General features: G+C 68.7%; 1 protein-coding gene. It reads left to right on the top strand.

Annotated features, from left to right (window positions below; genetic code table 11):
- Positions 1-102: 102 nt before the first annotated feature.
- Positions 103-1,027, top strand: a 925-nt coding sequence (locus tag U4E84_RS18735) for a right-handed parallel beta-helix repeat-containing protein (RefSeq protein WP_322533553.1), incomplete at its 3' end; no start/stop codon positions are given.

Here is a 1,027-nt window from a genome sequence, read left to right as displayed (position 1 = left end):
GAGGACGCGGGCGACGACCAGGACGACGGGGTTCAGCGCGAAGCCGACGACTCGTCCGAGCCCGCCCTCGACGTTCAGACCGACGCCCTCACCGTCGCCCACATGACGATCGTGGGCGGTGCCGACGGGACCGGCGTGCTCCTCTCCGGGAGCTCCGGCACGGACAACGTCAAGAACCTCGACTTCGAGGACAACATCGTCGTCGCGGGCGACGGCGGTACCGGGTTCGGCGGAGTCCCCATGTCGATGGGCGACCCCGACGACGGGAACGAGTTGACCGACAACACGTTCACCGTCGCGCCGGGCGCGGAGGCGGAGGCGCTCGCGTTCATCAACGGCAGCGCGGTCCCGCCGGGCGACGAACAGCCCGACGGCTACACCGTCGCTGACAACACGTTCACGACGGAGACGCCGTCGGACGAGCCGGACGGGACGACCGGTATCTCGCTCCACCTCGAGAGCGACGACGCGACGGTCGAGGACAACGAGTTCCCGTCCGAGGGAGCAGGTGACTACGACGTCGCTGTCGCCGGCGACGACAACGAGGTATTGAACAACGACCTCGACTCCGACGGCTTCGCCGACGGGCTCTTCCGCGCCGGCGAGGACGTCTCCGCCACGGGCAACGACGTCGACGGAGCCGATGGCGACGGCGTCTTCGTGGCCGAGGGATCCGCGGACGTGGCGATCGACGACAACGACGTCTCGGACAGCGGCGCGTGGAGCGTCAACGCGCCGAGCGTCGCCGACATCGACGTGACCGCGAACACGCTCGACGCGAACCTCGGAGGCGTCCTCGTCGAGGGCGTTTCCGACGTCACGGTGAGCGGTAACGACATCGACGGCAACCAAGAGGAGGGCGTCTCCGTCTCCGGGAGCGAGACGGTGACCGTCGACGACAACGACGTCGACGCCTCCGGCGACGAGGTCGCCGGTGCGGGCATCGGCGTCGAGGAATCGAGCGACGTCTCCGTCGCGGACAACGACGTCACCGAGAACGACGACGGTCTCGACGTGAGCAACGTCT

Source organism: Halorubrum sp. AD140 (assembly GCF_034497445.1).
Classification (GTDB): domain Archaea; phylum Halobacteriota; class Halobacteria; order Halobacteriales; family Haloferacaceae; genus Halorubrum.
Note: the sequence above shows the minus strand (reverse complement) of the source record. Positions and strands in the feature narration are given on the sequence as shown.